Origin of the sequence: Hydrogenoanaerobacterium saccharovorans, from assembly GCF_003814745.1 — a bacterium.
Classification (GTDB): Bacteria; Bacillota; Clostridia; order Oscillospirales; family Ruminococcaceae; genus Hydrogenoanaerobacterium; species Hydrogenoanaerobacterium saccharovorans.
The window spans coordinates 1,086,744-1,108,254 of the sequence record NZ_RKRD01000001.1; the positions used below are offsets into that span (position 1 = coordinate 1,086,744).

24 protein-coding genes, 1 tRNA gene, 1 other RNA gene and 1 pseudogene are annotated in these 21,511 nt (G+C 41.4%); 20 read left to right on the forward strand and 7 right to left on the reverse strand.

What is annotated here, in order from left to right; translation table 11 throughout:
* The first annotated feature begins 111 nt into the window (after window positions 1-111).
* From EDD70_RS05035 to EDD70_RS05050, 4 genes are read left to right on the forward strand one after another with little or no spacing between them, the layout of a single operon-like run.
* On the forward strand, window positions 112-1,407 hold the full coding sequence (locus tag EDD70_RS05035) for a hypothetical protein (RefSeq protein ID WP_092752376.1): 1,296 nt from the start codon (window positions 112-114) through the stop codon (window positions 1,405-1,407).
* Window positions 1,394-2,056 (forward strand): DUF6320 domain-containing protein, encoded by a 663-nt coding sequence (locus EDD70_RS05040; protein ID WP_092752374.1) that lies wholly within the window; start codon window positions 1,394-1,396, stop codon window positions 2,054-2,056. Before EDD70_RS05035 ends, EDD70_RS05040 begins: the two co-directional genes overlap by 14 nt.
* Before the next feature lie 53 nt (window positions 2,057-2,109).
* Window positions 2,110-3,261, forward strand: coding sequence for an N-acetylglucosamine-6-phosphate deacetylase (gene nagA / locus EDD70_RS05045; protein WP_092752372.1), 1,152 nt, complete (start codon window positions 2,110-2,112; stop codon window positions 3,259-3,261).
* Between the two features lie 31 nt (window positions 3,262-3,292).
* Window positions 3,293-3,745, forward strand: a complete 453-nt coding sequence (locus EDD70_RS05050; RefSeq protein ID WP_162840810.1) for a PTS sugar transporter subunit IIA — start codon at window positions 3,293-3,295, stop codon at window positions 3,743-3,745.
* Window positions 3,746-3,784: 39 nt separating this feature from the next.
* On the opposite strand, the gene EDD70_RS14895 is transcribed toward EDD70_RS05050, so the two are convergent.
* Entirely contained in the window at window positions 3,785-3,952 is a 168-nt protein-coding gene (locus EDD70_RS14895; protein ID WP_162840809.1) for a hypothetical protein, read from the reverse strand.
* 168 nt (window positions 3,953-4,120) lie between these two features.
* On the opposite strand from EDD70_RS14895, the gene EDD70_RS05055 reads away from it, so the two are divergent.
* From EDD70_RS05055 to EDD70_RS05065, 3 genes are all read left to right on the forward strand, one after another.
* The gene (locus EDD70_RS05055; RefSeq protein ID WP_092752368.1) at window positions 4,121-4,378 is read left to right on the forward strand and encodes a DUF2508 family protein; all 258 of its coding nucleotides are present in this window, start codon (window positions 4,121-4,123) and stop codon (window positions 4,376-4,378) included.
* A gap of 86 nt (window positions 4,379-4,464) precedes the next feature.
* Complete coding sequence (locus tag EDD70_RS05060) at window positions 4,465-4,731, forward strand: pro-sigmaK processing inhibitor BofA family protein (RefSeq protein WP_092752366.1); 267 nt, start codon at window positions 4,465-4,467, stop codon at window positions 4,729-4,731.
* Window positions 4,732-4,859: 128 nt separating this feature from the next.
* Window positions 4,860-5,711 carry a YitT family protein gene (locus EDD70_RS05065; RefSeq protein WP_092752364.1) on the forward strand — a complete coding sequence of 284 codons (852 nt, stop codon included), beginning with the start codon at window positions 4,860-4,862 and terminating at the stop codon, window positions 5,709-5,711.
* Between the two features lie 73 nt (window positions 5,712-5,784).
* Here the strand turns inward: EDD70_RS05065 and rnpB are convergent.
* Window positions 5,785-6,131, reverse strand: an RNA gene (rnpB, locus tag EDD70_RS05070) — RNase P RNA component class A.
* 29 nt (window positions 6,132-6,160) lie between these two features.
* Window positions 6,161-6,598 (reverse strand): TM2 domain-containing protein, encoded by a 438-nt coding sequence (locus EDD70_RS05075; protein WP_092752362.1) that lies wholly within the window; start codon window positions 6,596-6,598, stop codon window positions 6,161-6,163.
* Between the two features lie 289 nt (window positions 6,599-6,887).
* On the opposite strand from EDD70_RS05075, the gene gdhA reads away from it, so the two are divergent.
* The 11 genes from gdhA (at window position 6,888) to EDD70_RS05130 (ending at window position 18,278) form a co-directional block, all read left to right on the forward strand.
* A complete protein-coding gene (gdhA, locus tag EDD70_RS05080; protein WP_092752360.1) occupies window positions 6,888-8,240 on the forward strand; it encodes an NADP-specific glutamate dehydrogenase in 1,353 nt (450 codons plus the stop codon).
* 183 nt (window positions 8,241-8,423) lie between these two features.
* Window positions 8,424-9,500, forward strand: coding sequence for a branched-chain amino acid aminotransferase (locus EDD70_RS05085; RefSeq protein WP_092752358.1), 1,077 nt, complete (start codon window positions 8,424-8,426; stop codon window positions 9,498-9,500).
* Window positions 9,501-9,608: 108 nt separating this feature from the next.
* On the forward strand, window positions 9,609-10,502 hold the full coding sequence (locus tag EDD70_RS05090; RefSeq protein ID WP_092752356.1) for an RluA family pseudouridine synthase: 894 nt from the start codon (window positions 9,609-9,611) through the stop codon (window positions 10,500-10,502).
* Between the two features lie 118 nt (window positions 10,503-10,620).
* On the forward strand, window positions 10,621-11,439 hold the full coding sequence (locus tag EDD70_RS05095) for an ABC transporter substrate-binding protein (protein WP_092752354.1): 819 nt from the start codon (window positions 10,621-10,623) through the stop codon (window positions 11,437-11,439).
* Window positions 11,440-11,521: 82 nt separating this feature from the next.
* Complete coding sequence (locus EDD70_RS05100) at window positions 11,522-12,223, forward strand: amino acid ABC transporter permease (protein WP_092752353.1); 702 nt, start codon at window positions 11,522-11,524, stop codon at window positions 12,221-12,223.
* Window positions 12,210-12,932 carry an amino acid ABC transporter ATP-binding protein gene (locus EDD70_RS05105; RefSeq protein WP_092752351.1) on the forward strand — a complete coding sequence of 241 codons (723 nt, stop codon included), beginning with the start codon at window positions 12,210-12,212 and terminating at the stop codon, window positions 12,930-12,932. Before EDD70_RS05100 ends, EDD70_RS05105 begins: the two co-directional genes overlap by 14 nt.
* Window positions 12,933-13,206: 274 nt before the next feature.
* Entirely contained in the window at window positions 13,207-15,081 is a 1,875-nt protein-coding gene (locus tag EDD70_RS05110; RefSeq protein WP_092752349.1) for a peptidoglycan DD-metalloendopeptidase family protein, read from the forward strand.
* Between the two features lie 370 nt (window positions 15,082-15,451).
* Entirely contained in the window at window positions 15,452-16,735 is a 1,284-nt protein-coding gene (locus EDD70_RS05115) for a UDP-N-acetylglucosamine 1-carboxyvinyltransferase (protein WP_092752347.1), read from the forward strand.
* A gap of 56 nt (window positions 16,736-16,791) precedes the next feature.
* A complete protein-coding gene (locus tag EDD70_RS05120; protein WP_092752345.1) occupies window positions 16,792-17,583 on the forward strand; it encodes an MBL fold metallo-hydrolase in 792 nt (263 codons plus the stop codon).
* Between the two features lie 10 nt (window positions 17,584-17,593).
* Window positions 17,594-18,076: a 23S rRNA (pseudouridine(1915)-N(3))-methyltransferase RlmH gene (gene rlmH, locus EDD70_RS05125; RefSeq protein ID WP_092752343.1), complete on the forward strand. Its 483-nt coding sequence runs from the start codon at window positions 17,594-17,596 to the stop codon at window positions 18,074-18,076.
* Window positions 18,077-18,187: 111 nt separating this feature from the next.
* Window positions 18,188-18,278: transfer RNA gene (locus EDD70_RS05130), tRNA-Ser, on the forward strand.
* Window positions 18,279-18,419: 141 nt separating this feature from the next.
* Here EDD70_RS05130 and EDD70_RS05135 read toward each other — a convergent pair.
* From EDD70_RS05135 to EDD70_RS05145, 4 genes and pseudogenes are all read right to left on the reverse strand, one after another.
* The gene (locus EDD70_RS05135) at window positions 18,420-19,433 is read right to left on the reverse strand and encodes a tyrosine-type recombinase/integrase (RefSeq protein ID WP_242943080.1); all 1,014 of its coding nucleotides are present in this window, start codon (window positions 19,431-19,433) and stop codon (window positions 18,420-18,422) included.
* A 30-nt stretch (window positions 19,434-19,463) separates the two neighbouring features.
* Window positions 19,464-19,538: pseudogene (locus tag EDD70_RS15340) on the reverse strand (zinc-ribbon domain-containing protein); the annotation flags it as partial.
* A 98-nt stretch (window positions 19,539-19,636) separates the two neighbouring features.
* Complete coding sequence (locus EDD70_RS05140; protein WP_092752339.1) at window positions 19,637-20,068, reverse strand: ImmA/IrrE family metallo-endopeptidase; 432 nt, start codon at window positions 20,066-20,068, stop codon at window positions 19,637-19,639.
* Window positions 20,069-20,086: 18 nt separating this feature from the next.
* The gene (locus EDD70_RS05145; protein WP_092752336.1) at window positions 20,087-20,746 is read right to left on the reverse strand and encodes a helix-turn-helix transcriptional regulator; all 660 of its coding nucleotides are present in this window, start codon (window positions 20,744-20,746) and stop codon (window positions 20,087-20,089) included.
* 169 nt (window positions 20,747-20,915) lie between these two features.
* Between EDD70_RS05145 and EDD70_RS05150 the strand changes: the two genes are divergently transcribed.
* Together EDD70_RS05150 and EDD70_RS05155 are read left to right on the forward strand one after the other, a co-directional pair.
* Window positions 20,916-21,125, forward strand: coding sequence for a helix-turn-helix domain-containing protein (locus EDD70_RS05150; protein ID WP_092752334.1), 210 nt, complete (start codon window positions 20,916-20,918; stop codon window positions 21,123-21,125).
* A 62-nt stretch (window positions 21,126-21,187) separates the two neighbouring features.
* Window positions 21,188-21,391, forward strand: coding sequence for a hypothetical protein (locus EDD70_RS05155; RefSeq protein ID WP_092752332.1), 204 nt, complete (start codon window positions 21,188-21,190; stop codon window positions 21,389-21,391).
* The last annotated feature ends 120 nt before the right edge of the window (window positions 21,392-21,511 follow it).

Sequence of the window (21,511 nt, forward strand, 5' to 3'; positions counted from 1 at the left end):
AGCAGTTGCTGTTAACTAAGCAAAAAATGTAGTATAATAATCCCAGAGATATGAAAATATTATTCGTTTGAGATACTGTAAAAAACAACGGCAGAGGAGCACGAATACCCAATGAGCAAGCAAAGGGAAGAATATTATTGGCATAAATTGGATAACGCGGCGAAGGTTTTCCCTGCAGTGCGCAGTTCCAGCAACTCAAGCGTGTTCCGCATTACGGCCAAGCTTACCGATATAATAGACCCCTCTATCTTAACCACAGCGGTTGAAAAAGCTTTAGCAGAATTACCTACCTTTAACGTCAAGCTGCGCAAAGGGATGTTTTGGTACTATTGGGAGACAAATTTTCAGCCTCCGGTCGTCACAGAGGATAGTACTTACCCTCTTCGCCGGATTGACAAGAGTCAGAACAACGGCTTTATGTTTCGAGTTACTTATTTGGGTAAAAAAATCAATCTTGAAATGTTCCACGCTCTCACCGACGGTGCTGGTGCGGTTGTATTGCTTAAAACCATTGTCTATTTTTATCTAAAGCAGTGTTACCCCGATGCAATTACCGTAAATGAATTGATTGCAGAAACAGGTTTTTCTCAACATGCTTTGGATGAAGACAGCTTTCTTCGTTTGCGTAAAGGCAATTTGCATATCAAAGCGCCCAAAGTAAATCCTGCATATCAGATGAAAGGGACACGTTATTTTAGCGACCGTGTTGATGTGACGCAAGGTATTTTGCCTACAATGGGAGTGGTTGCACTCTCCAAAGCAGCAGGGGTTACTGTTACGGTATATCTTACGTCACTGCTGATGTATTCGATTTATCAGAACAATTATAAGTATTACGCCGAGAATAAACCGATTGTGTTTTCGGTACCTATTAATCTGCGCGGCTTTTTTCAGTCTAACACCATCCGTAACTTTTTCTCGTTTATTACCGTAGCGGTCAACTTTTACGAGCACGACTATACGTTTGAAGAGGTTCTTCAGCAAATTTCTAAGCAGATGAAGGATGCATTGAAGATTGAAAATATTACAGAGCGAATAGCCTATAACGTAAATGCCGAGCGCAACCTCGCCATACGTTTTATTCCTCTGTTTTTTAAAAATATTTTTCTTAGGGCAATTTACAGCAAAGGGGAGAAAGGATACACCAGCACGATTTCAAATCTGGGGCAGATTAAGCTCCCCGCTGAGCAATTGCCGTTTATAGAGCGTATTGAGTCGCTCAACAATATCACCAAGCGGCAGTGCTTTAAAGTGTGCCTATGTTCGCTTGGCGATAAGATGACGGTTTCTTTTGTTTCGGGCATGGAGGACAAGGATGTGGAACGGTATTTCTTTCGATTCCTATCGGATAAAGGATTGGATGTACAAATTGTAAGCAACAGGGTGGATGAAGATGAAGTATTGTGAAAACTGTAAGGTTACCATACAAAACGATTTGTTTTGCTGCCCCCTTTGCGACAGTGAGCTTGTTCGGCGCGGTGAGCACTTTGAGCAGGATTTTCCGGCAACGCCTGTGATCCCGGAAACCAAAAAGTATACCAAGCTGCTTATTTTTTTATCGGTGGTTGTGGTAACCGCCTGCGTACTGATTGATATTTTAACCTCGAAAACGGTGCACTGGTCGGCAATCGTAGCAGTTGGGCTCGTTTATTTGTGGCTCAGTATCCGCTTTATAAAAAAATCCCGCCGCAATATCGGTTTGCTGGCTTTAATTCAAATTTTCGGTATTTCGTTATTGTCCTTTGTAATAGATTCCGCTACAGGTTATTACCAATGGAGTACGAATTATGTTATTCCGTTTGTGTTTATTTCTGCCGCAGGGCTTATGAGTGCAGTGATTTTGCTGCGCCCCAAACGTTTTCGCGATTATATTTTATATCAACTTGGTATTTCGGTTCTCGGCATTGTTGTATCGGTAATTTCTTTGTTCAATAAAAACACAGTTGCATGGACGGCGATTGTAGGTGCGGTTTATTCTGGGCTTACCATCTTGGGTATCGTAATTTTTACTCCGAGAAAAACACGGCACGAGTTAAAAAAGCGCTTTCATTTTTAGTGCAAACCTATATTTGATAAAATACGGCAATTGCCGTTAAGGAGGTAATAGAAATGTCCTATACGATTAAAAGCGACCAAATCTATTTTAACCATAAGCTGCAGCCGGGTGTACTTGCAGTAGATGGTGCTTCGATCAAAAATGTCATTTCAGATGATGCGTCGGTGAGTGGTGAGTTGATTGATCTAACCGGATATCGTGTACTCCCAGGGCTTATCGATACGCATATGCATGGCGGCAATGGCTTTGACACGATGGATTGTAAGGAAGAATCTATCGACGGAATGTGTGATTACCTCGCTTCGGTGGGTGTCACCACGTTTTATCCAACCACTGTTACTTCATCTCTTGAACGCACGAAAAATGCCGTAAAAACAGTTGCCGATTGTAAAGACCGCGGCGTAAAAGGTGCAAAGATAGGGGGCATTTTTCTCGAAGGTCCTTATATCAATAAAAAGATGAAAGGTGCACACCCCGAAGAATTCATTGTGGATATTAATCTTGAGCATCTCAAAGAGGTACTGGAGGCTGCGCGGGGCAATGTACGCACTATTGCAATCGCACCTGAAAAACAAGGGGCAATCGAGGCAATAGAATATCTTACCAAACAAGGGGTTACAGTAGCGATTGGTCATTCTGACGCTACATATGAAGAGACGCAGGCGGCAATCAAAGCTGGCGCGCGTGCCTGTATACACATTTACAACGCGATGCGTCCTTTGCACCACCGCGAACCTGGCATTTTGGGTGCCGCGCTTACAACCGATGGTTTTGCTGCCGAAATGATCTGCGACGGGATTCATGTAAATCCCCGCTCAATGGAAATTGTAACCCGTTGTAAGCACCCTGAAGATGTCATTCTTATTACAGACTGTATGTGTGCAGGCGGTATGCCGGACGGTAAATATTACCTTGGTGAATTGATTACCATTGTAAATAACGGTGTTGCACGCACCGAAGAAGGTGCACTTGCAGGCAGTACGCTCAAACTGATTAACGGCGTAAAAAATGCCGTACAACTGGTCGGCGTACCGTTTGAAACCGCTATCTTATACGCAACCGAAAACCCTGCCCGTCAGCTTGGGATTCTCTCTAAAACAGGCAGCCTAGAAAAGGGTAAAGCCGCAGATATTATTGCGATTGATGACAATTACAATGTTGTGTTTACTATGATAGACGGTAAAGTAATCCACGATAAACGCTGATAGCACCATCTTTTTATAAAGGAGAATGAATATGATTTCTCACTTGCTTCATCCGCAGCAGATACAGCTTGGCGCAGAAGCTGATGACTGGCAGCAAGCGGCAAAGCTGGCAGGGGAGTTGTTGGTTCGCTGCGGAGGAGTTCATCAGCGTTATGCAGATGCTATCGTTCAAACAGTACAAACCGAGGGTGCCTATATGGTGCTTACCAAAGGTTTTGTGTTGCTGCATGCACGCCCCGAGTACGGCGTTAACCGCGAATGTGCCGGCGTAATTACATTAAAAAATCCGGTGAATTTCGGTGCAGGTGATAAAGACCCTGTTGATGTTGCGGTGGTTTTTGCCAGCCCCGATCAAGACGGGCATGTACGTTTTGTACAGCAAATAGCAGAATTACTAATGAAGGATTGCTTCTTGAATGAATTGAGAGCATGCAGTTCCCCCGATGAATTGATTGCGATTGTAAAAAAATTTGAAGAACAATAGTAAAGCGGGCTGAGTCTAATCAGATTCAGCCCGTTTTGCTCAGTTCTCCTGATTGAAACCCAAGCAGGTTCCGTGCTCCTGCATACATAAATGTTTACGCAGGCAGCTCTCGCATTTCGTTCCCGTTTTTTGATAGGAGATTTCTACAGGCACATTTTTCTCCACAACAGGGCAATACCGCTCAATAATGGATTGAAAATCGCCCAAAGACAATCGCCTCCTTTTTAAATTCTTCCGTTTCTCACAGCACTATTATATGCCGCATTTGCAAAAAATAAACCGCTCATTTTTTAAAACAAATTGCTGTAATCGTATAAATTACGGTATAACTGTCAATCATTTCCGCATAGAATAAAACGAAAGGCGGATTATGGTATGACAGAATTATTGGCCAAACTTAAAGCTTTTGGAAAAGAGCAACAGGATACATCTCATAAAGAGCTGCAAGATGAGCTGATTGAGCTTCGCCGACAATTAGACAGCATCGACTCTTGTTATAATATGATAGGTGACAGCGATTTAATTGACAGCCTTATTTATCAGCGGATAGGATTGATGGCACGTTACGAATTTTTGATAAAAAAAGCGAAAGCGCAAAACATCACCAGTGACAGAATTCGAATCTCGCTGTAAATCATCTTACACAAAGTGTAAAACAAAAAAGCGAAAATAGTAAAGACAATCTATGTGCGGAATTTCTGCAGAAACGGAGTGACAACATGACTACGACACAAGCTGTTTTTTTGGTATGCGGTATTATGCTGGCGATATTCATGATTACGATTTATGCACGAACCGGAAAACCTCTGCGTTCGCTGCTGGGTACTGCGGTGCCGGGTGTGTTGTCGCTTGCAGTCATCAATTATGCATCGTATTTTACAGGTGTTGGATTGCTGGTGAATGTGGGTACTCTTTTTACGGCCGTATTTTTGGGCCTTCCGGGTGTTATCTCTATTTTTATTTTAAAACTAATTTGGGCTCTGTAAGAGATTACCATACAATTTAATTCATGCGTTTGGCTTGCGGCAATCTAAATAACCATGTATAATAGGGAATGGATTTTTTACAGAATCTGTTTCCTATTTTTATTCGCTAAAGGAGCGTTAACGCAAGCATGAAAAAGTTAAAATCAAAAGAATTTTGGATGCTCAATTTAGGTATATTCATAGTCGCCGTAGGTGTTTATTTTTTCAAATTTCCAAATAAGTTTTCTATTGGCGGTGTCAGTGGCATATCGGTTATTTTGGGGGATCTTATCAAAAATTATTCACCGGGAACTTTCGTATTCATTTTAAACATGCTGTTGATGTTGTTGGGCTTCGCTGTATTTGGTAAAGGTTTTGGTATAAAAACAGCGTATGCTAGTTTTATGCTTTCAGCCGAGATTTGGGTGCTGGAACGTATTTTCCCCATGAATCACCCTTTTACCGATGAGCCAATGCTCGAACTTGTATTTGCCGTTATGCTGCCTGCTATCGGTTCGGCTATTTTGTTCAATATCGATGCTTCTACAGGCGGTACTGATGTAATTGCGATGATACTAAAAAAATACACCGCTATCAATATCGGACGAGCTTTACTTCTCAGCGATTTTTTGATTACCGTTGCTGCAGGCTCAGTGTTTGGTATAAAAATAGGGTTGTTTTCGTTCCTTGGTCTTGCCCTAAAAGCTTTGGTTGTCGATTCAGTCATAGAGAGTATTAACCTGTGCAAATATTTTACCATTATTACATCCAAACCAGAAGAAATTAGCAATTTTATTGTGAAAAACCTTCATCGAGGTGCCACCAGTATGGATGCAAACGGTGTATTTACTCATGAGAATAAAACGGTTATTATTTGTGCGGTGCACCGTGCACAAGCTGTACAATTACGTCATTATGTTCGTTCGGTAGATGCAAAAGCATTTATACTTATAACAAACACCAGCGAAATTATCGGAAAAGGTTTTCGTGGTGTTGCCTGATGAAACAAAAATAGAATTCACCAAAATTAAAAAGCTGTTCCGCTTAGCGGAACAGCTTTTTGTTGTTTATAAAAATGCGACCAAGCATTTAAGCCGGGTTCTGTATTTGACAGCAATCTATCTACGATGGTCGTCGCCAACCACCTCCAGCCACCTCTATCAAGGACGCGCAGGGCTGCGTATTCGTCCTCTTTACACGGTGTTGCTCCGAATAGGGTTTACATGGCCGCACAGTCTCCTGTGCGCCGGTGAGCTCTTACCTCGCCTTTCCACCCTTACCGCTTACGCGGCGGTATATCTCTGTTGCACTTTCCCTAGAGTCGCCTCCGGCTGCCGTTAGCAGCTATTCTTGCCCTGAGGAGCCCGGACTTTCCTCATACGTTACCTTTCGATAACGCACGCTGCCGTCTTGCTTGCTCGCAGTTTTAACTATATTTAGTTTTTGCAAATTAATCGCCGAGGGGTACACCGTTTGCATCGGTATTAATACTGCCGGTTAGTATTTGGATACCCTCAACCAACCCCCAAACAGCCGATACCACAGGGCCTATTCCGCAGGCAAGGCTGCCGACGGTACCCAATAAAAGCTGAACAATTCCGCGGTCGGTGTATCCCAGGTAAAAGTTGTGTATACCAAATGCACCTACAAAAATACCCAACAGGCCGGCTGCCAGTTTTGATTTTCTTTGTACCTGAACTCCGTTTACAGTATAGGAGTTATAGTAGTGCTTCAGCGAGCAGCCGCATTTTATGCAAACTACCGCCAACTCATCGGTTGGTGCATCACAGTTGGGGCAAAAATGTCTGCCTTGCCCTGCGGGTACACCGCATTGTGTACAAATATTGGCATTTTGTAATAACTCTGCACCGCAATTTCTGCAAAACATGTTTTAATACCCCCAATAGTATAATAATATGGATATCAACGCCTTATTATAACATATTATGTATCTGTTGTCTAATAATTATTAAAACTTCGCTTTCTTGCTGTAAATCGTTGCTAATTTTGAAATGATTATATGCAAAACTTGCAAAACATAATATATCAAAGCAGATACTATCAGTGATAAGGACAAAATTTGAAATGAATGAGCATGAAAGTTGCATATGTCTATTGCGTTTTTTTATAAAAAAAGATATAATTACATTCAGATATTAGATTAGGAGGGAATTTCCATGCAATTTAAAAGTGCCTACTTACAAGGCGTATATGACAGCGTTTGTAAAAGAAATCCGCACGAGCCTGAGTTTTTACAAGCAGTCGGCGAGGTTCTCGAAAGCTTTGAACCTGTAGTAGAAAAACGCCCCGACATCGTTGAAAAAGGCGTTATTGACAGAATGGTTGAACCTGAAAGAATGATTATGTTCCGTGTATCGTGGGTGGACGATAACGGAAAGGTACAGGTAAACCGCGGATATCGCGTGCAGTTCAACTCTGCAATCGGTCCATACAAAGGCGGCTGCCGCTTTCACCCTTCAGTCAATCTTTCAATTATTAAATTTTTGGGTTTTGAGCAAACCTTTAAAAACAGCCTGACAACTCTGCCTATGGGCGGTGGTAAAGGTGGTTCTGACTTTAACCCCAAAGGCAAATCGGATAATGAGATTATGCGCTTTTGCCAGAGTTTTATGACAGAGCTTGCAAAACATATCGGCCCAGATACCGACGTACCGGCAGGCGATATCGGCGTTGGTGCGCGCGAAGTAGGCTATATGTTTGGCCAATACAAACGTTTGCGCAATGAGTTTACGGGCGTTCTTACCGGTAAAGGGCTAACATTTGGCGGCTCACTCGCAAGAACCGAAGCAACCGGCTACGGTTTGCTTTATTTTACCGAAGAGATGCTCAACTGTATGAAAAACGACAGCATAAAGGGCAAAACCATTGTTGTTTCCGGTTCGGGTAACGTTGCAATTTATGCAACCGAAAAAGCAACCGAACTGGGCGGCAAGGTTGTTGCAATGAGCGATTCCGACGGCTATGTTTTTGATGCAAACGGTATCGACCTAGATGTGATGAAACAAATCAAAGAGGTTGAGAGAGCACGTATCAGCGAGTATGCAAAACGTGTTGCAGGTGCAGAGTACCATGAAGGCTGCGCCGGCATTTGGGGAGTAAAATGCGATGTTGCATTGCCATGTGCTACACAAAATGAGCTTGACGGCGAATCTGCAAACAAACTGATTGCAAATGGCGTGATAGCAGTTGCAGAAGGTGCCAATATGCCTTGCACTCCCGAAGCAATCAACGCGTTTCACAGCAATGGTGTTCTTTATGCTCCCGGCAAAGCATCCAACGCAGGCGGCGTTGCTGTTTCCGGCCTTGAAATGAGCCAAAACTCCATGCGCTATTCTTGGAGTTTTGATGAGGTTGACGAAAAACTCAAAGGCATCATGAAGAATATATTCCATGCATCTTACGATGCTGCAAAAGAGTTTGGTTTGAATGATAATATTATGGCAGGTGCAAATATTGCAGGCTTCTTAAAAGTAGCTGCAGCTATGATTGCACAAGGCGTTGCTTACTAAACCTGCAATTCCTAATTAATGCACATAAAATAAATGAAAATGCAACAGCAGTTTGCTGCAAAAGGGGCGCGTACAGCGCCCTTTTCTTGTACTCTCTGTACTTGACGTTCACACAGTAAAGTGCTAAAATGTTGAGTAATGAGTTTAAATGACAATGAAATATAATATAAGGTTGTGACTAATATGAGCAATATTCAAGTGGAACTTGCTAAAACACTAAAAACAAAGCCGACAGATGAAGGAAAATTAGGCTTTGGCGAAATTTTTACCGACCATATGTTTCTCATGGATTATACAGAAGGCAAAGGTTGGCATGACCCTCGTATCGTGCCTTACGGACCAATCCCTATGGACCCTTCTGCTATGTGCCTGCATTATGGCCAAACCGTATTTGAGGGCATGAAGGCTTACCGTACCGAAGATAACCGTATCCTCATGTTCCGCCCGTGGGAGAACTTTAAGCGTCTCAATCAATCCAACGACCGCTTGCAGATTCCCGCTGTAGATGAGAAGCTGCTGCTCGAAGGTCTTGAAAAGCTGATTGAAATTGAAAAAGATTGGGTGCCCCATACCAGCGGTGCATCTCTTTACATCCGTCCTTTCATTATTGCAACCGAGCCGAAACTGGGTGTAAAGCCATCTTCTAAATATCTTTACGTGGTTGTTCTTTCTCCGTCAGGTCCTTATTACAAGAGTGGGCTCAATCCTGTTAAAATTTACATCGAAACTCAATTTGTCCGTGCAGTAAAAGGCGGCACAGGCGCTGCAAAATGCGGCGGTAACTATGCATCGGGTTTAAAAGCGCAAGAAATTGCACATGAGCAGGGCTATTCTCAAGTTCTGTGGACAGACGGCATCGAACACAAATACATTGAAGAAGTCGGCGCAATGAATGTGTTCTTTGTGATTGATGACGAAATTGTTACCCCCGAGTTGGTAGGCTCCATTTTGCCCGGCATTACAAGAAAATCTTCGATTGAGATGCTGAGAGGCTGGGGCTACAAGGTATCTGAACGCAGGCTGTCTGTGCAGGAGCTTGAAGACGCATATCAAGCAGGCAAAGTGAAGGAAGCATTCGGCACCGGTACGGCTGCTGTTATCTCACCAATCGGCGAACTGAAGGTGGGAGACTACGTTATGACATTTAACGATGGAAAAATCGGCACGATATCTCAAAAACTGTACGATAACCTGACGGGCATTCAGTATGGCAAGCTGCCCGACACCCATAGTTGGATGGATGAGGTATGCAAAGGTTAAGATTGCAAACCACTAAAATTTTGATATAATAAAAAGCGACGGTGCATCCGTCGCTTTTTTATATTGGCTTAAAAATATAAAACCTAAACAAAACAAAGGTTGTGTACCATGTCCAGAACAATTTCATTTTTGATAGAGCCGCAGTTTGACGGGATGAAAATCTATGATTATCTGCGCAAAGAGCAGCACCTCAGTTATCGTCTTATCACCTCACTCAAGCATATCTCGGAGGGAATTGAGCTAAACGGTGTGCATGCGCGTACCATTGACCATGTCAAGGCGGGGGATGTCCTTTCCGTTACGATGCCCCCCAATAAAAACAACAGCGAAGTTTCGGATATTGCAGTGCCGATTGTGTACGACGATGAAGACGTGCTAATTTACAACAAGCCTGCCGACATGAACTGTCATCAGTCGCGCCGTGTACAAAACGATACCCTTGCCAACGTGTTTGCGGCGTATTGTTGCGAGCATAATCTGTCGCTTACATTTCGGTGTATCAATCGGCTTGACAAAAATACATCTGGGTTAGTTCTGCTTGCAAAAAACCAACACGCAGCGGCTCTGCTGAAAAATGCTGCACAAAAAGAGTATTTAGCCGTTGTCCATGGTGTTCCCGCACAAAAAACCGGTATGGTAGATGCACCAATCAGCCGTATCAATGATATTTACACCAAACGGCAAATAGATATAAATGGGCAGCCTGCGGTTACACATTACGAGTTGCTTGCTGAAGGAGAAGGTTACAGCCTGATTCGCCTCAAGCTTGAAACGGGGCGTACGCACCAAATTAGGGTGCATATGGCTTGTATTGGGCATCCTCTTGCGGGAGATGATATGTATGGAGGGGATACCTCGATTATTAAACGTCAGGCACTCCACTGTTCACGTATGATTTTTACAAGCCCTATCAGCGGTAAACTCGTTGATGCAACGGCAGCATTGCCCGAAGATATGCAAAAAGCCCTTGAGAGTGCAAGAATATACAGGCAATATGAATAAAAACAAAACAATAGTGAATAAATTTGCAAAAACCTCTTGCTTTTATGTAAATTGCGTGTATAATAAAAAGCAGTTCAAATATTAAAAATGATTTTTACACATTGTTGGAGGTATTATAATGAAAAAGGCAATTGCAATTATGCTAGCTGCTATGCTGGCTGTTACAGTATTTGCGGGCTGCACTAAAAAAGGCGGAGAATCTTCTGCAGCACCTGCAGGTTCTACCGATGCTACATCCACAGAATCATCTTCTGCGTCCCCTGCCACTGTTGAAGAAGGTAAGCTGATTATGGTGACTGAAGCAGGATTTGCACCATACGAGTACTACGAGGGGCAGGATGTTGTGGGCGTAGACGTTGACATTGCAAAAGAAATCGCAGCCGCTATGGGCAAAGAATTGGTCGTTAAAGACATTGCATTCGATTCCATTATTCCTGAAATCAACGCGGGCAAAGCAGACATCGGCGCTGCTGGTATGTCGATTACTCCCGAACGTTTGGAAGAAGTAGATTTCACCATCGAGTATGCAACCTCCAAACAGGTTATTGTTGTTAAAAAAGATAACACTGCAATTAAAAACCCAGAGGATATCAAAGGTAAAAAAATAGCTGTGCAGCTTGGCACGGTTGCTGATATTGTGGTTACCGATGAATACCCTGACAGCACGATCATTCAGCAAAAAAAATACCTTGCTGCAGCCGAAGATGTAAAATCGGGCAAAGCAGATTGTATCGTAATGGATGCACTTCCTGCTCAAGAACTTGTGAAAGCAAATTCGGAGCTGGTTATTTTAGAAAAAGAACTCTTCACCGATAAATACGGTATGGCTGTTAAAAAAGGTAACAAAGCACTGCTTGACCAAGTCAATACAATTTTGCAAAAGCTAATGGACGAGGGCAAAATCGAAGAGTTTACACTCAATCACACATCCAAATAAATTTTGTCTTTATTATATCTACAAAGGCAGCAAGGCATTTATGCTTTGCTGTCTTGTGTAGTTTTACGGAAGGATGCGGGAAATGGAATTTATACAAAAAATAGGAAACGATTTTTATAAAAACATTATTGCAGATCAACGCTATTTGTTTTTTTGGAACGGGTTGAAAGCAACCATAGCAATGGCTTTGATTGCTACTTTCATTGGTGTTAGCATTGGTATTTTGATTGCGCTCATCAAAAACAGTGCAAAAGCAAATAAAAGGCTGCGTTGGGCAGAAATTATATGCAACCTTTATGTTAACCTTATCCGCGGCACCCCTGTTGTGCTGCAGTTGATGATTATTTATTATATCGTCTTCCGCTCGTCAAACATCTCTAGTATAGTGGTGGGCGGTTTGGCTTTTGGTATCAACTCCGGCGCATATGTGTCCGAAATTGTTCGCGGCGGCATTGAGTCGATCGACAAAGGTCAAATGGAAGCAGGGCGCTCACTTGGGCTCAATCGTACACAAACTATGCGGCTTATCATCCTGCCGCAGGCAATCAAAAACATACTTCCGTCTTTGGGTAACGAATTTGTTATGCTCATTAAAGAGACCTCTGTTGCGGGCTATATCGGCATCCGCGATGTTACAAAAGCATCCGATATTGTAGCATCCAGAACCTACAATTATTTCTTCCCACTGATGTTCGCCGCTTGTATTTATCTTGTACTCACACTGGGATTAAGCAAGCTGATCAGTATTCTTGAAAGGAGGCTGGCGCAAAGTGATAACCGTTAAAGGACTTTACAAAAATTTCGGTAGCAATCAGGTATTAAAAGGCGTTGATACTACCATCGAAAAAGGCGAAAAGGTTGTCGTTATCGGTCCGTCCGGCTCGGGCAAATCCACTTTTTTGCGTTGCCTTAACCTTTTAGAACAGCCTTCGCAGGGCGAGATTTGGTTTGAAAACAATAAGATTACCGATCCTAAAACCGATATTGATAAACTTCGCCAAAAAATGGGTATGGTTTTCCAGCATTTTAATCTGTTTCCGCATCTTACCGTGAAAAAGAATATTACGCTTGCCCCGGTCAAATTAGGGCTGCAAAATCAAGAGCAGGCAGACGTAAATGCCATGCGTTTGCTGGAGCGTATCGGCCTTGCCGATAAAGCAGACAGTTACCCGAATATGCTGTCTGGCGGGCAAAAGCAACGTATTGCCATTGTTCGTGCACTTGCCATGAACCCCGAAGTGATGCTGTTTGACGAACCTACCTCTGCACTGGACCCAGAAATGGTGGGCGAGGTGCTTGAACTGATGAAAGAACTTGCCAAAGAGGGTATGACAATGGTGGTTGTCACCCACGAAATGGGTTTTGCGCGTGAGGTTGCAACCCGCGTACTGTTTATGGATGAGGGTGTCATCATGGAACAAAACAACCCGCAAGAATTTTTTGCCAACCCCCAAAACCCGCGCCTTAAAGATTTTCTTGCAAAAGTTTTATAAGATTTATTGCCTGCTTTAGTGAAACAAGTTGCCTGCCGTTTGGCAGGCAGCTTGTTTTTTCTTTGTAAATACGGTCCATAATAATATATAAAACAATAGGATAATGTTTTAGCTAAATTTAACTGCGTTACCACCTCGTAACATTTCTATGAATAACCTTGAAAAAAACGTCGTTTTGGTGTATAGTAAACGATAGCCATAAATTCTTGAATTGCTTTTTTTGCTGTGTTGCAGAAAGGCTGAAAGAAAGTATTAATTGAAAGGAGCCGATGCCATGCCTTTAAAGAAAGGTAAGGAGCGGAAAAGTCGAAAATATCCAGCTCCCCAAAAACCAAATAAAAAAGGCAGACTTTCCACACCGGAACTTCTTGAAATATTCGATTTTATTCTCGATAAATTATATAGATTAGCTTATTATACCGGCGCACAGATTGTTCGATACGAACGTCGTTTCAATCGCCGTATGGAAATATGGTTGTACCGTTTTAGTGATAAAGTAACAATAAAAAGAAAAAAACATTTTTCTGCTGTTTCGCGGCATTTAAAAGAAATTTTACGCGATGTTGTTATGCCTATTATCACCACTCGGTCTAAATTTGTGCAATACGGCGAGCGCATTCAAAAAGCAAAGACATTTGGCAAATCGAAGGCTGCTGCAGAAGTTTTGCGTATTGTATGGGAAGTTATCTGCCTAAATTTGCATGTTATTGGCAGTATCTTAAATTATGTTGCGCCTGTTGCTGCAATCATGGTACTTATCGTTACCATCCAGCATTTTAGCAGCTTAACTTTTGCACTTTCAGTCAACTACAGCGGCGAGAACATTGGCTATATCAGCAATGAATCCGTTTTTGAAAATGCAGAAAAAGAAGTAAGAAAACGTATTGTATATGAAGAAACTGTACCCCCCAGTACATTGTTTAAGAGCAATAAAAAAGTTCTTGCAAACTATGTAAATGCGGATGCACAACAAGCAGAATCAAAAAATGAATATTCGCCCATTGTGGCAATGCCCCAGTATACACTTGCAGTAGTAACAGAAGATCAACTTACAAAAGAAGATGATTTAACTGACCGTATTATTAAAGCAAGCGGCAGTGAGATAACGCAGGCAAGCGGTTTGTATGTTGAAGGTGATTTTAAAGGTGCTTCAACCAATCCTGAATTGGTGCTTGATTCTTTGAATGAAATGCTCGACCACTATAAAACAGAGAGCGAAAACGAGAAGATTCAATTTGTCAATAAGGTGGAACTCAAAGACGGGTTGTATCCTGCAAAATCGTTGAAAGACATACAAACCATCGAAAGCATGCTGAAAGGCAATGTTTCGGGAGAAAGTTATTATACGGTAGTAGTGGGAGACTCTCCGTCGCTCATTGCGGACAAGACCGGTGTTCCTCTCAAAGAGCTTACTGCAATGAACCCCAATCTTTCGGATAATTTCTTGCCGGGTAAACAGCTTTTGGTATCGCGTTCTGTGCCTATGATGAAAATAAAAGCTACCCGTCGCGAAACCTACCAAGAAGATATTCCGTACAAAACCGAGCGTGTGGATAATGTTAAAATCCTGAAAGGTGTAGAACAAGTTACCACCAACGGCAAAAACGGAGTTATGGAGATTGTTGCGGATATCACCTATATCGACGGAGTTGCGGTAGAAAAAAACATCGTAAAAGAAACAAAAATTGCTGAACCGCGTACAGAGGTTATATCTGTGGGTACCTATGTTCCAAAGGCATCCGGCAACGGAAAATCTACAGGCGGGTTTATCTGGCCGGTTTATTCCTCCGGCAAAAACTACATTTCTTGCCCGATTTGGGGTTATTACAACCATACCGGTACCGATATTGCTGCGAACAGCGGCGCACCGGTGGTAGCTTCTATGGGCGGCAGAGTAGTAACAGTTAAATCAAACCGTTACGGTTATGGTAAACACATTATTATTGATCATGGCAACGGTGTGACAACGTTGTATGCGCATAATAGTGCACTTTATGTTAGTGTAGGTCAAAATGTACAGCAAGGACAAACAATTGCTGCTGTAGGCCGTACCGGTAATGCCAGTGGTAACCATTTGCATTTTGAAATTAGGCAAAACGGTAAATATCAAGACGCAAGAAAGTATATCGGTTACCGAAGCCCGTACTAAATTCATGGTTAAGAAACCCTCATTTGATGAAATGGGGGTTTCCTTAATTTTCACAAATATATTACAATTTGGGGAAAATTTAATTGTGCATCTTGCCAAATTTGTGTACCCGTGATATACTGTGTAAGGTTTTAAGGTAATATAATCGCTTTTGGCTTTACTATGCGTTTTTTCGTTATTTTTTTCGACAAAACAAACCAAATTCAGCAGCCAATAAATATCGTTGGTGCTCGCTTTTAATTTGGGGTAAAAGGTGATATAATATTACTGTTAAACATTTTATAGACAACGTAAAAAGGCGGTGTAAACGCGGCCTTTTTCAATGACTATTCACTTTTATTTGAGTATGATATATAAGGAGAGTGCCGCGTTGGAAAAATTTATCGTTGAGGGCGGCGCACGCTTACAAGGTGAGGTTGAGATAAGCGGAGCGAAAAATGCAGCGGTAGCCATTATTCCTGCTGTAATTCTGGCGGATGAACCCTGTGTCATTGAAAATATTCCAAGCATCAGTGATGTTTCTATTCTTTTTAAAATTTTAAGCGAAATGGGCGCGAAAATTCGTCCAATTAACGGTTCCTCAGTTGAAATTGATGCGACTCAAAATATCTCCCCTACAGTACCGTATGAACTGGCACGCAATATGCGCGCATCCTATTATTTTCTCGGTGCTCTTCTCGGCAAATACAATAAAGCAGAGGTATCTATGCCAGGAGGGTGCGACTTTGGTGTACGGCCTATCGACCAACACATTAAAGGCTTTGAGTCTCTGGGCGCTACCGTGTCGGTAGATCATGGGATGATTGATGCCAGAACCGATTGCCTGATGGGCGGACACATTTATTTTGATGTTGTTTCGGTAGGGGCAACTATTAATGTTATGCTGGCGGCGGTAAAAGCAAAAGGGCTTACCATACTTGAAAATGTGGCAAAAGAGCCGCATATTGTAGACCTTGCAAACTTTTTAAACTCTATGGGTGCCGATATCCGCGGTGCGGGTACTGATGTCATAAAAATTCATGGCGTTGATTTTTTAAGAGGGACAACCTATTCGATTATTCCTGACCAGATTGAAGCGGGCACTTATATGGTGGCGGCCGCTGCAACCTGTGGAGATGTGTTGATTAAAAATGTGATACCAAAGCATTTGGAATCGATATCTGCAAAGCTGATTAAAGCAGGCGTCAGTGTAGTAGAATTTGACGACTCTATACGTATCAGCCGTAAAGGTACGCTTGAAAAAATTTCACTTAAAACCATGCCTCATCCTGGTTTTCCAACCGATATGCAGCCTCAAATGACTACGCTGCTGACCGTTGCATCCGGTACTAGTATTGTTACCGAAGGTGTGTGGGATAACCGCTTTAAATATGTGGATGAACTAAGGCGTATGGGCGCAAATATTCAAGTTGACGGCAAGGTTGCTGTCATAGAGGGTGTTGCATCATTAACTGCAGCACCGGTAAAAGCAACCGATTTGCGAGCCGGTGCAGCGATGCTGATTGCAGCTTTAATGGCTCATGGTACCACCGAGATTGAAGAAATCCACCATATTGAGCGTGGTTATGAGAATATTATTGAAAAACTGCGAGAGCTTGGTGCAAATATCAAAAAAGTAGAAGTTCCCGATGCCATTATAGAAAAAGCAATTTGATTTAGAAAAGGCACTTTTCGAAGTGCCTTTTTTAGTGGACTGAAAGGATATAGATTATGGCGAGATTTTTTACTGTTGCCAGCGGCAGCAGTGGCAACAGTGCTTATGTCGGCAGCAGTGAAGCAGGTATTTTGGTTGATGCAGGCATCAGCTGCAAAGGTATAGTAACCGGATTATGCGAACGCGAGATACCTCTTGAGCATGTCAAAGCGATTTTTATTACTCATGAGCATATTGACCACATCCGAGGTTTAAAAGTTTTGCTAAAAAAATTGAAAGTACCGGTTTATGCCAGTACAAAGGTGTTGGATTATTTACTTACAAATGAATGCGTTCCGCCGGGTGCACTGTTAGAAACAATTGATAACTGTACTGTAAACGTCGCAGAAATGGAAATTACAAGTTTTCGTACATCCCACGACAGTGTACATAGTTTGGGGTTTCGTATACATACAGCAGATGATCGGCTTATTGGCATATCAACAGACTTAGGGTTTATAAGCGATACCGTTCAAAACGGAATTTGCGGATGCGACTTGGTGCTGTTGGAATCCAACTACGAAACAAGTATGCTTATGAACGGCGCGTACCCTTATTTTTTGAAAAAACGTATTTCCGGTAAAGAAGGCCACCTTTCCAACGAAGATTGTGCAACCCTACTGCCGCAGCTTGTCCGTAACGGTACTACGCGCATAGTTTTGGCGCATCTAAGCAAAGAAAATAATATGCCTGACCTTGCATATCAAACGTCTTTAAACGGGCTTACAGCCGCGCAGATGACGGAGGGGAAAGACTTTGTCTTAACCGTTGCAAAACGCAGCGAAACCGGTGATATGATAATTCTGTAGGAGAACAAACATGGTAAATGTAACGTTGATTTGTGTGGGAAAATTAAAAGAAAAATATCTGCGCGACGGTTGTGCAGAATATATCAAGCGTTTACAGACTTTTTGTAAAATTAATGTTATTGAAATTGATGAGGTGCGCTTACCAGATAATCCATCCGCTGCACAAATTTCGGCTTGCATTGAAAACGAGGGCAAACGCATAACTGCCAAGCTACCATCAGGTGCTCACTTAATTACGATGTGTATAGAGGGTAAGCCATTGGATTCTGTTGAACTTTCACAGACAATCCATAAAGTAGGTGTAAGCGGTGTTAGCAGTTTTGCTTTTGTTATTGGCGGTTCTTACGGTTTGTGTGAAAAAGTCAAAGAACAATCGCACCTTCGTCTGTCAATGTCTAAAATGACGTTTCCCCATCAATTTGCAAGAATGATGCTTTTAGAACAAATTTATCGTGCATTCCACATTATCAATAACGGGAAATACCATAAATAGCGAATTCGAAATTATTTTAATATTTTTTGAAAAAACACTTGCTTTTTCTGAATATATTAGGTATAATAATTAAGCGCTCTAAGAAAGCGCAAACCGTAAACCACAACAGTTGGAGAGCTGGCTGAGTGGTCGAAGGCGCACGATTGGAAATCGTGTGTACGTTAATAGCGTACCTAGGGTTCAAATCCCTAGCTCTCCGCCAAAGCGAACCGCTTGACAAAAGCCGATGAATGGCTTAGTCAAGCGGTTTTTTCGTGTTTTTTAAGTTTTTTTGAGTGTCTCATTTTTGCCCATTTTTACCCCAAAAATACACAGTAAATACACAGTAAATACACAGTAAAATTCATCCGTTGAAGTTATTTAGGATTTCAGCAGTTTTTTCTTTTCGCGAAGAACGGATGTGGGTATAAATATCACGAGTGACAGAAATATTTGCATGACCTAAAAGTTCTTGCGCATCCTTTTCATTAATCCCGGCTTCGAATAAAATGGTTGCATAGGCATGGCGCAGCTGATGAGGCGTAACTGAAATTTTGCAAAGTTCGCAATAATCTGCCCATAGCTTTTTAAATTGCGTGTCCTTAAACAACGTCTTCTTATCTTTTCCAAATAAATAGTCGTTCTTCTTGCCTTTAGGGAGTTTTTTAGCTAATTTGTCCAGCAGGGGAATAGTTCTGTTTCCCGCTTCTGTTTTTGGCTGTTTGATATGAGGTTGATTGCTTTCAAAATAAACAGATTTTTCTATCTTTATGATTTTGTTATTGAAATCGATATCTTTAAATTGCAGTGCCAGTGCTTCGCCCTTTCGGCAGCCGGTGTAAAGCAAAAAATAAGGGAACAGTCCAAACGGAGCATCGACATTGTTTTTTATTTTTTGTATATCTTCATCGCTGGGCATGCTACGCTTCTTTTTTGATAGGTTCTTAGGGATTGAAACATTTTCGCACGGGTTGAAGTCGATGTCTCCATCAACGGTAGCTTTTGTGAAAATTAAATTTAAAACCAAAAGCTGTGTGCGCACCGTTTTTTGTGCCCGCCCACCGCCTTGTTTTGAGAATTTAACAATAAACGATTTTATATCATTCGGCTTAATTTGTTTGATATACTCACCATCAAACCATTCAAGGGCTCTGTAGTATGCGGGCTTGTAGCTAATTTGAGTATTGTACTCAATCGTATCAAAGTGTTCCTCTTTCCAATCCTCGGCAATCTCTTTAAAAGTCGAGCCCTTTTCCTCTGTTTCTTTATAACCAATCATCCTATCATATACTTCGGATTCGGTTTTGCCCCTAAATGCTACGCGCTTGCCGTTTATAAGTTTTATTGTTTCGTAGAGCCCATCTGGTCGTCGATACATCTTTTTCTTTTTGTCTCTTTTTTGCGCGGCCCCGCAATACATACAGTACACGCTTTTATCCGGTATTTTTTCATTACACTTTTTACATTTCATTGATTTACACATCCTTTTATGGTACTATAAAAGGGCAGAATTGCCCCTTGTTTAGCGATGAGAGGGTTTTGCGTTGACCGTTCGAGGGTCGGATCTCGAGCGGTCTTTTTTTATTGTAAAGATTTAATTTTATATTCTACAAGAGACTCACTTAAATTCAGACATTGTGCTATTTGCGGAATGGTAAAGCATAAAAATTCTTTGAAGCTTTCATCAGGATAGAGAAGTTCTGTCGCAAATCGGTTTGCTTGTATTTCTAGTTTGTTAACTGAGAAAAAAGTCCGCTCTCTTAAAAATGGAGTGTTCAAATTTGGATGCAATATAGAATGACCTAATTCGTGCGCACAGGTAAAGAACTGTTGGCGCTCATCTATATCACAATTGATATGAATAATCTTTTGCCTGTAAGCATGTTGATAATAACCACGTATAGTTCCCAGTTGTTCAAACACAATACTGATTCCCATTGTTTTAGCAATTTCAAAAGGGTCACGAGCATCATGTTGTTTGCAAAGTCGATTGACAATGCCTTTGATGTCCATAGCATCGCTCCTATTTAATTACTTATATTTTTTAGGTGTGAATTTTTGTTTGGCTATTTTTTTACTCATTTCAAGCCCGTTTTTAAGGCTTGCGGTTAAAAGCTCTTTAGTAATATCGTCAAGTGGTTCACCATCAAACATTAAACCATCCTGTGAATTTTCTAATTGCTCTAGTGTTTCATGTAATTTTTTAGCTATATCACGCTCATCCTTTTCAGTAAGGGTGGGCGTGTTTTTTGTATCTGTTTTTCCAATAAGGTAATCTACGCCTACTTCAAAGTAATTTGCAATCTTAGTAGCGTTTTCAACAGATAAAGATTTGGTAAGACCCATTTTTAGGTCAGTAATTGTTGCTCGACTAACACCAGTGTCTTTGCACATTTTAGATATGCTGATATTTCCTTTTTTCTCGCAAAGTGACGCAATTACATCGTACATATTTTTATCAGGACAACCAGAATCCTCTAAAACTTCACCAAGCAGATAGCTTAAAGAAACCCCTAAGATTTGAGCATACTCATTAGCTGTTGTAATTTTAGGAGTCCGCAAACCAGTCTCATATCTACTAATTACCTGCTTAGATGTTTTTAAAAGGTCAGCAAACTCTTCTTGTGACATTTTGCGCTCTAAACGAATCTTTTTTAACTGGGAACCAAATTGATTCAAAAGATTATCCATGTTTACAACCACCTTCAATTACTATATTTCAATTAAAACACATCTTGTCACCAAAATCAAGACAAATTGCAAAACATTAAAGAAATTTGTTGCCAAATGGTTGACATAACTTGAAGTAATAGCTATAATGAAATTGTCACCAAATGAGCAACAAAAGGAGGCGAGAAATATGGCTACAAAAATTAAAGCTCTAAAGGGATTAATCTATGGTACATATGATAGCGAAACAGAAATGGCAACTGTTATGGGATGGCCAAGACAACGGCTTAATAAAATATCCAACGGAAATAAAATACCTAACATCAATGAAATACAGTTAATTGCATATGCGTTAGAAAAGCCGGTTGGTGAAATAGCGCAAATTTTTTTATCCGATTAGTCACCAAATGGGCAACTTATTCTCGTAAGGAGAATGTATAACCAAACGAGGAGGTGAAAATTATGCCGCGAGAGAAAGAACTATACCGACCCAATCTTGAATTTTTGCTTGAACTTTTCCCGAACAAAGTGTTTCTCACGGTAGCAGATGTTGAAAAAATGGGTATCAGTCGTAAATGCATCATGGCAGATAAAACATTTCCTAAAAAGAAATGCGGAAAGTTTTATCAAATACCAATTACAGGGCTTGCAAGCTGGATGAGCTAAAGGAGGGCACTTGAAAGAATTATAGAAAGAGGTATGCACGATGAATTCTAAAAAAGATCTTGAATTCACCTTGGAAAACGACCTTACAAAGCGGGAGATTACTATTACACTTTTGCCGGG

Excerpts from the sequence above, each read along its gene's own strand:
- EDD70_RS05040 (WP_092752374.1), top strand. The coding sequence starts at position 1,394 with ATGAAGTATTGTGAAAACTGTAAGGTTACCATACAAAACGATTTGTTT.
- nagA (WP_092752372.1), top strand. The coding sequence starts at position 2,110 with ATGTCCTATACGATTAAAAGCGACCAAATCTATTTTAACCATAAGCTG.
- EDD70_RS05110 (WP_092752349.1), top strand. The coding sequence starts at position 13,207 with ATGCCTTTAAAGAAAGGTAAGGAGCGGAAAAGTCGAAAATATCCAGCT.
- EDD70_RS05095 (WP_092752354.1), top strand. The coding sequence starts at position 10,621 with ATGAAAAAGGCAATTGCAATTATGCTAGCTGCTATGCTGGCTGTTACA.
- EDD70_RS05140 (WP_092752339.1), bottom strand. The coding sequence starts at position 20,068 with ATGGACATCAAAGGCATTGTCAATCGACTTTGCAAACAACATGATGCT.
- EDD70_RS05060 (WP_092752366.1), top strand. The coding sequence starts at position 4,465 with ATGACTACGACACAAGCTGTTTTTTTGGTATGCGGTATTATGCTGGCG.
- EDD70_RS05120 (WP_092752345.1), top strand. The coding sequence starts at position 16,792 with ATGGCGAGATTTTTTACTGTTGCCAGCGGCAGCAGTGGCAACAGTGCT.
- EDD70_RS05145 (WP_092752336.1), bottom strand. The coding sequence starts at position 20,746 with ATGGATAATCTTTTGAATCAATTTGGTTCCCAGTTAAAAAAGATTCGT.
- EDD70_RS05055 (WP_092752368.1), top strand. The coding sequence starts at position 4,121 with ATGACAGAATTATTGGCCAAACTTAAAGCTTTTGGAAAAGAGCAACAG.
- EDD70_RS05150 (WP_092752334.1), top strand. The coding sequence starts at position 20,916 with ATGGCTACAAAAATTAAAGCTCTAAAGGGATTAATCTATGGTACATAT.
- EDD70_RS05035 (WP_092752376.1), top strand. The coding sequence starts at position 112 with ATGAGCAAGCAAAGGGAAGAATATTATTGGCATAAATTGGATAACGCG.
- EDD70_RS05075 (WP_092752362.1), bottom strand. The coding sequence starts at position 6,598 with ATGTTTTGCAGAAATTGCGGTGCAGAGTTATTACAAAATGCCAATATT.
- EDD70_RS05135 (WP_242943080.1), bottom strand. The coding sequence starts at position 19,433 with ATGTATCGACGACCAGATGGGCTCTACGAAACAATAAAACTTATAAAC.
- gdhA (WP_092752360.1), top strand. The coding sequence starts at position 6,888 with ATGCAATTTAAAAGTGCCTACTTACAAGGCGTATATGACAGCGTTTGT.
- EDD70_RS05050 (WP_162840810.1), top strand. The coding sequence starts at position 3,293 with ATGATTTCTCACTTGCTTCATCCGCAGCAGATACAGCTTGGCGCAGAA.
- rlmH (WP_092752343.1), top strand. The coding sequence starts at position 17,594 with ATGGTAAATGTAACGTTGATTTGTGTGGGAAAATTAAAAGAAAAATAT.
- EDD70_RS05065 (WP_092752364.1), top strand. The coding sequence starts at position 4,860 with ATGAAAAAGTTAAAATCAAAAGAATTTTGGATGCTCAATTTAGGTATA.
- EDD70_RS05085 (WP_092752358.1), top strand. The coding sequence starts at position 8,424 with ATGAGCAATATTCAAGTGGAACTTGCTAAAACACTAAAAACAAAGCCG.
- EDD70_RS05090 (WP_092752356.1), top strand. The coding sequence starts at position 9,609 with ATGTCCAGAACAATTTCATTTTTGATAGAGCCGCAGTTTGACGGGATG.
- EDD70_RS05155 (WP_092752332.1), top strand. The coding sequence starts at position 21,188 with ATGCCGCGAGAGAAAGAACTATACCGACCCAATCTTGAATTTTTGCTT.
- EDD70_RS05100 (WP_092752353.1), top strand. The coding sequence starts at position 11,522 with ATGGAATTTATACAAAAAATAGGAAACGATTTTTATAAAAACATTATT.